Below are 6,629 nucleotides of genomic sequence, written 5' to 3' on the forward strand. Positions count from 1 at the left end.
AAATTCTTTTTCTTGAAAATGTCTCTTTCAACTTAATTTTTTAAAACGTTAATTCGTAATGGAAATAACGATTATCTCTCAAATAACCATTTTCAGCGTATAATCGTTGTGCTGATAAATTATCAATCTCTGTTTGCAGCTTTACACCTTTTGCTCCATTTTCTAATGCGTATTCTTTAGCAGCTTCTAATAATTTTTTACCTGTTCCGGCTCCACGCTTCGCCGCTTGTACAAATAAATCATTTAAAATCCATAATTCTTTCATTGAAATGGAAGAAAATGATGGATATAGTTGCGTGAACCCAATATATTCGCCGTCTTCAACTGCTACGAAAATAACGGACTCTTTTCTCTCAATTCGATTTCGTAAAAATACTTTTGCCCCTTCTAAATCAGAATCTTGTCTATAAAATATGCGATAGTTATTAAAAACTGATGCTAATCCATCTAAATCTGCAATTGTTGCCTCATATATTCTCATTTTACTCCATTCCCCTTCCAATACTGTCTCATTATATCCGTTGCCCATTTAGGCTGGTGTATTTCTTCTGTCGGCATAAACCCTTTCATTATTGGTTTTATATCCAATATAGGAGTGCCATCAATAGCATCTAATCCCTCAACAATAATTGATTTACCTTCTCTTTTGATTACCTTGACAATTGTTACACCTATGCGATTCGGACGATTTTTCCCGCGCTGTGCAAAAATACCTACTTCAGGATAATCCTTATTATTTCTAGGATGTCTAGCAAAATACTGAATTTGCTCGTCAGTTACTTTATGAAAATAAAAAACAACTTCAATATGAGAAAAATCTTCAATCCCTTGTATACTTTCTTCTGCATACATTTCAGTTAAAGTTATACGGGATCTTACTTTCCCCCACTCATCATCTTTTATTTCCTTTCTTTCATTATGTACAAATGCGATTGGTTGAACTGAAAACATACGCATTCCCCCTTAAATGTAACCACTTACATTATAAAATATTTTCTGAATGTTTTCCAGATATACGAATCAAGTTTACATAATATAATTATACTCTATCTAGAGCTACCTTGACTGCTTCAATTGCATGTATATGAGTTGTATCAAATATCGGGACAGATACGTTTTCTTGCTTTATTAATAATCCTATTTCTGTACAACCTAATATGATTCCCTGTGCTCCTTTTTGCACTAACTCTTCGATGACTCTTTTATAATATTCTCTAGATTGAGATACTATTTTTCCTAAACATAATTCTGTATATATTACTTTATTTATTTCTTTTCTATTTTTTTCTGATGGTACTATTACTTTTATATTATTTTCTTCTATACGTGACTTATAGAAATCTTGCTCCATTGTATATTTAGTTCCAAGCAGACCAACCTTTTGAATGTCTTTTCTTTTAATTTCTTTTGCAGTTGCATCAGCAATATGTAAGACTGGAATATCAATTTTCGCCTTTATTTTTCCAACTACCTTATGCATTGTATTTGTACAAATAATTATAAAGTCTGCTCCTCCCTTTTGTAATGAATATGCCGCATTCCCTAGAATTTCTCCAGCACCATCCCAATCTCCGCTAGACTGACATCGTTCAATCTCTTCAAAATCCACACTATTAATCAAACATTTTGCTGAATGTAGCCCTCCTAATCTCTCTTTTATTTCTTCATTAATAATTCGATAATATTCTGAAGTTGATTCCCAACTCATACCACCTATAAGACCTATCGTTTTCATATAAACAAAACACCTACCTAAACTATTTTTATAAAACTAATAACAACGTTTTATTATGTATATTATACACAATAAAACAAGACTTTAAGTTTGGAATATAAAGTCTTGTTTTAACGGAATAATAAAGAATAATTCTACTTTCATTTCCAAGGAAATTTTTATAGAATATTCTGAAATTAAAAATTTGATGTTTTTATAAATTCTTTATACTTATAATTAAAACACTCTCGATACAACTCTTTGATTTCATCATATGATGGAACACGTGGGTTATTAGCTGGGCTACCACTTTCAATTGCATCTAATGCCATTTTAGAAATAGCATTTTCAAATTCAATTTCATCGATTCCATATTCTTTTAAATTTGGAATACGAAGATCAAAGCAAAGTTTTTTTATTTCCCCAAGCGTGTAGTTTGCTACTTCCTCATCAGAATTCGAATACAAATCCTTATTTAAACTACGCCCAATTTTTGCTAACCTTTTCACTGCACTTGTTTTTGTAAACTCTAACACTGTAGGTAATAGTATGGCATTTGATATTCCATGCGGTACATGAAATAATGCTCCCACTGGCCTTGACATTCCATGAACTAATGTAACTGATGCATTCGAAAATGCAATTCCAGCTTGTAAGGAAGCAATCATCATCGCTTCTCTTGCCTCCATGTTATGTCCATCTTCATATGCTATACGTAAATATTTCATAATACTTTCAATAGCTGAAAGAGCAAGTACATCTGTAAGTGGTTGTGAAAATTTAGAAATATAAGCTTCAATCACATGACATAACGCATCTATTCCTGTTGCTGCCGTAATTTGTGGTGGTAACGAACTTGTCAAAACTGGATCTATAATTGCTACTTTCGGTATAAAACTAGGATGCTTCATCATCATTTTTACATCTGTTTTTTTATTCGTAATTACTGCTACACTTGTAACTTCCGAACCAGTACCAGAAGTTGTTGGAATTGCAATAAGTGGTAGTGGATTGTTTTCTATTTCAATATCCTTTTGGACATAATCCTCAACTTCTCCACCATTTGTATATAAAACCGCTACCGCTTTCGCAGCATCAATACAACTTCCACCACCAATACCGATAATAAAATCGCACTTTTCCTCTTTACAAAGAGATAACGCTTCTAATACGTGTATATTTGTAGGCTCAGCATCCACTTTATTATATGTGCTAACAGTAATACCTTTCTTATTTAGTTGTTGCATACACTTTTCAACATATCCTAATTTCTCCATAATTGTATCAGTAACTATAAAAGCTTTTTTCCCTAACTTTTTTGATTGTTCTCCCAGTTTTTCAAGCGAATTTCTTGCATATAATACCGACTTTGGCATACGAAACTCAGAAACCTCTTGCAAGTCCCCCACCCCTTCTTATCCTAATTAATATTTTATAATATAAATTATCGATTTGATGAATCTTTACGATTCAAATTTTTTAATAGAGTCCTGTTAAAGTATAGAATGCGATAACTAAAAATACAGCCACCGTTTTCAAAATTGTAATAGCAAATATATCTTTATATGACTGTTTATGTGTTAATCCTGTTACTGTAAGAATAGTAATAATAGCCCCGTTATGTGGTAGTGTATCCATTCCGCCTGATGCCATTGATACGATACGGTGCATAACTTCTAATGGAATATCAAATTGATTGGCCGCTGCAATAAATTTATCTCCCATTGCGCTTAATACTATTCCCATTCCTCCTGATGCCGAACCTGTAATTCCAGCTAAAATATTCGTCGTTACTGCACCATTCACTAACGGATTTGTGAAAGTAGCAGAGATGCCATCTCTCATAATTGCGAAGCCTGGAAGTGCTGCAATGACACCACCGAATCCAAACTCAGCTCCTGTATTCATCGTTGCAAGTAGCGCTCCACCAATACTTGTATTCAATCCAGCTTGGAAACCTGTTACTACTCGCTTCCAATATAATAATAACGTTGTTAAGATCCCTATAATAAGTGCCAATTCTACAGACCAAATTCCTACTACTGCACTTAATTCTACTTTTCCAAATGCTTTCATACCAATTGCAGAAAAATCAAAACCGCTTGGATACCACTTCGGTATCATAATAGTAAACACTTTATTCATTACACCTACTAAAATAAGTGGTATAAATGCAATAAGTTGTTGCGCTCTTGTGATTTCAATGTTATTAATTAATGGCATATTTTTTTGTTCTACTTGCAAAGATGCTGCCATTTCAGTATTTCCATCATTAAAACCAAAATATCCTTCACCTGCTGCTTTTGCCTTCTTACGTCTACTCTCTAAATATAGTAAACCTAATGTAAGAACAAAAATTGCTCCTACAATCCCAAGTATCGGTGCAGCATAAATATCCGTTTTAAAAAATGTTGTAGGTATTACATTTTGAATTTGTGGTGATCCAGGTAGCGCATCCATTGTAAACGTTACTGCTCCAAGAACAATCGTTCCAGGGATTAAACGCTTTGGAATATTAGCTTGTCGAAACAACTTAGCTGCGAACGGATAAACAGCAAACACTACTACATACACACTAACACCACTATACGTTAAAATAGCCCCCATTAATACAATCGCTAATATAGTACGTTTTTCACCAACTAACTCAATAATTGTTTTTGCGATAGAATCTGCAATTCCTGACATTTCCACTACTTTTCCAAATATTGCTCCTAATAAAAACACAGGAAAATATAATTTTATAAATCCAACCATTTTCTCCATAAAGATATTAGAAAAGAAAGGTAATACATAACTAGGTTCTGTCAAAAATACTGCAAATAATGCAAATATCGGCGCGAATAAAATAACAGAAAAACCTCTGTATGCTACGAACATAAGTAAACTTAGTGCTAATAATATAATAACTAACTCCAATTTTACCCCTCCATTAAACAGAATATTCTAAATTTTATTGATAAATTTCTACTAACCTTTTAATTCTGACATCCCTCCTCTTATTCATACAAATTTTTATGCTAAAAATGTCTAATTATAATTATTCGATTACATATGAAAAATCCCTTTAAACAGAAACGAATTCATCGTCATACGTTATAAAGGGATTGCTAGAATCTATATTTACTGCTGTATTAAATTTTTCTCTACACAAAAATGATACAGTTCTTCAACATCTTTCACTATGTAGGTCGCACTAACTTCAGTCAGTTCTTTTTCACAGCCATAGCCATATAAAACACCAATTGAAGCAATTCCATTCTGATTTGCACCTATTATATCGTGCTTTCTATCACCAATCATTATCATTTCTTCTTTATTTAGTTCTTCATGTGTTTGTAAAATATGAGCAATTATTTCTTCTTTTTTTATTCTCGTACCATCTAAATTACTTCCAATGATGTCTTCGAAATAATTCGTTAATTGAAAATGCTCTATAACTTGTTTCGCAAATACAGTGGGCTTTGAAGTTGCTACGAATATGCGATTCCCTGAACTTTTTAATTGTTGCAAGAGCTTCAGAATCCCCTCGTATACATTATTTTCAAACAATCCACGCTGCTTTAAATACTCACGGAAGTAAAAAACAGCACGTTCAACCTCTCCTTCACTCATATTATATCTCTCTATGAATGATTGCTGAATAGGAGGACCTATAAATGAATCTAACTCACTTATATGTACTTCTTCAATTCCTACTTTTTTTAATGCATATAAAACCGAGTTTACAATCCCTTCTTTCGGATCCGTTAAAGTTCCATCTAAATCAAATAGAAATGTTTTATACATGCTTCATTCCTCCACTTAATTTGCTGTATAAATAAGTCCTAACATCTCTTCCACTTCTCCCTATTATACTATTATTATCTATTTTTTCGAAAAATCAATTTCCATATGTCACATACTTTCAGTTACAAAATACGATAGATATGATACAGTAAAAAAGTTACAATTATTTTAATAGAAACTGGTGAAACAAATGTCAATTACGTTAATTTTTATAATGGCTTTCACAATTGTGATCCACGCAGTTGAAACAAGCTCTTATAGTATTCGATTAGCTGGAGTACGTTTAAAGAAGATTGCGGTTGCCTTGTCTGTTGTAGGAATGGTGTTACTTATTTCAAGAACATCAAACTTACTACAAGCCTTTTTAATCGGTGGTATTGTCGATGAAGCAAAACTAGATTCTTCTATTAATTTAGAGCATATTATACGACTCGTACTATTATCGGCTTCTATCGGTACATTAATCGCGATCATTCTTTATCCAACTTTGACAAAATTATTTGGATATGTCATTCAAAACTTTGAAACAGACGGTTCTTTCATTCGAATGATGAAAACGAATAACATTCAAAAATTAAAGTACACAAAAAAATATGTCCGTTTTCCAAAGTTAGAAATGATTCATAGACTGCGTATCGGTGGTATTCCAAAGCGTATTATGCTTATTAACATGTTTGCTACTGCTATTTATACAGCAGGGGTACTTTCAGCCCTTTACGCTTCTTTTTTAAATCCAGATTATGCAACAAATGCAAGTACAGCTTCTGGCCTTGTAAATGGTTTCGCTACTATTTTATTAACTGTATTACTCGATCCACGCATTGCTCTTTTAACAGAACGTGCTCTACAATCAGAAAGCGGTGCTGAATCTATGAGTAAAATGTATGGTTGGCTAATGATTTCTAGACTTCTCGGCACATTATTAGCACAACTGCTATTTGTACCAGGTGCTTACTGGATTTTATGGATTATTGAACTGATGCATTAATTTACTAGAAAGGTGAATTTATCAATGAAGATCAAAACAGAGAAAGATTGGTATTATCCCCTATAGGTAGACAGTAAAAAAAGAGTCCATCTGATATGATGGACTCAATACTGTTTTATCTGGAGGGGATTTTTTTAT

7 protein-coding genes are annotated in these 6,629 nt (G+C 32.7%); 1 reads left to right on the forward strand and 6 read right to left on the reverse strand.

Annotation, left to right across the window (positions count from 1 at the left end; all coding sequences use genetic code 11):
* Positions 1-40: 40 nt before the first annotated feature.
* The 6 genes from MR169_RS21410 to MR169_RS21435 form a co-directional block, all read right to left on the reverse strand.
* Positions 41-481 carry a GNAT family N-acetyltransferase gene (locus MR169_RS21410; protein ID WP_001223853.1) on the reverse strand — a complete coding sequence of 147 codons (441 nt, stop codon included), beginning with the start codon at positions 479-481 and terminating at the stop codon, positions 41-43.
* Positions 478-951, reverse strand: a complete 474-nt coding sequence (locus MR169_RS21415) for an SAM-dependent methyltransferase (RefSeq protein ID WP_016117728.1) — start codon at positions 949-951, stop codon at positions 478-480. The genes MR169_RS21410 and MR169_RS21415 overlap by 4 nt, the downstream gene beginning before the upstream one ends.
* Before the next feature lie 88 nt (positions 952-1,039).
* Complete coding sequence (locus MR169_RS21420; protein ID WP_000848571.1) at positions 1,040-1,735, reverse strand: aspartate/glutamate racemase family protein; 696 nt, start codon at positions 1,733-1,735, stop codon at positions 1,040-1,042.
* Positions 1,736-1,911: 176 nt separating this feature from the next.
* The gene (locus MR169_RS21425) at positions 1,912-3,114 is read right to left on the reverse strand and encodes an iron-containing alcohol dehydrogenase (protein WP_242319993.1); all 1,203 of its coding nucleotides are present in this window, start codon (positions 3,112-3,114) and stop codon (positions 1,912-1,914) included.
* 79 nt (positions 3,115-3,193) lie between these two features.
* Complete coding sequence (locus MR169_RS21430; protein WP_000424327.1) at positions 3,194-4,633, reverse strand: GntP family permease; 1,440 nt, start codon at positions 4,631-4,633, stop codon at positions 3,194-3,196.
* 204 nt (positions 4,634-4,837) lie between these two features.
* The gene (locus tag MR169_RS21435) at positions 4,838-5,503 is read right to left on the reverse strand and encodes an HAD family hydrolase (RefSeq protein WP_000278478.1); all 666 of its coding nucleotides are present in this window, start codon (positions 5,501-5,503) and stop codon (positions 4,838-4,840) included.
* 190 nt (positions 5,504-5,693) lie between these two features.
* On the opposite strand from MR169_RS21435, the gene MR169_RS21440 reads away from it, so the two are divergent.
* A complete protein-coding gene (locus MR169_RS21440) occupies positions 5,694-6,491 on the forward strand; it encodes a lipid II flippase Amj family protein (RefSeq protein WP_000028915.1) in 798 nt (265 codons plus the stop codon).
* Positions 6,492-6,629: the final 138 nt, after the last annotated feature.

It is taken from the genome of Bacillus cereus group sp. BfR-BA-01349 (genome assembly GCF_022663795.1).
Taxonomy (GTDB): Bacteria; Bacillota; Bacilli; order Bacillales; family Bacillaceae_G; genus Bacillus_A; species Bacillus_A cereus.

Excerpts from the sequence above, each read along its gene's own strand:
- MR169_RS21410 (WP_001223853.1), bottom strand. The coding sequence starts at position 481 with ATGAGAATATATGAGGCAACAATTGCAGATTTAGATGGATTAGCATCA.
- MR169_RS21415 (WP_016117728.1), bottom strand. The coding sequence starts at position 951 with ATGTTTTCAGTTCAACCAATCGCATTTGTACATAATGAAAGAAAGGAA.
- MR169_RS21420 (WP_000848571.1), bottom strand. The coding sequence starts at position 1,735 with ATGAAAACGATAGGTCTTATAGGTGGTATGAGTTGGGAATCAACTTCA.
- MR169_RS21435 (WP_000278478.1), bottom strand. The coding sequence starts at position 5,503 with ATGTATAAAACATTTCTATTTGATTTAGATGGAACTTTAACGGATCCG.
- MR169_RS21440 (WP_000028915.1), top strand. The coding sequence starts at position 5,694 with ATGTCAATTACGTTAATTTTTATAATGGCTTTCACAATTGTGATCCAC.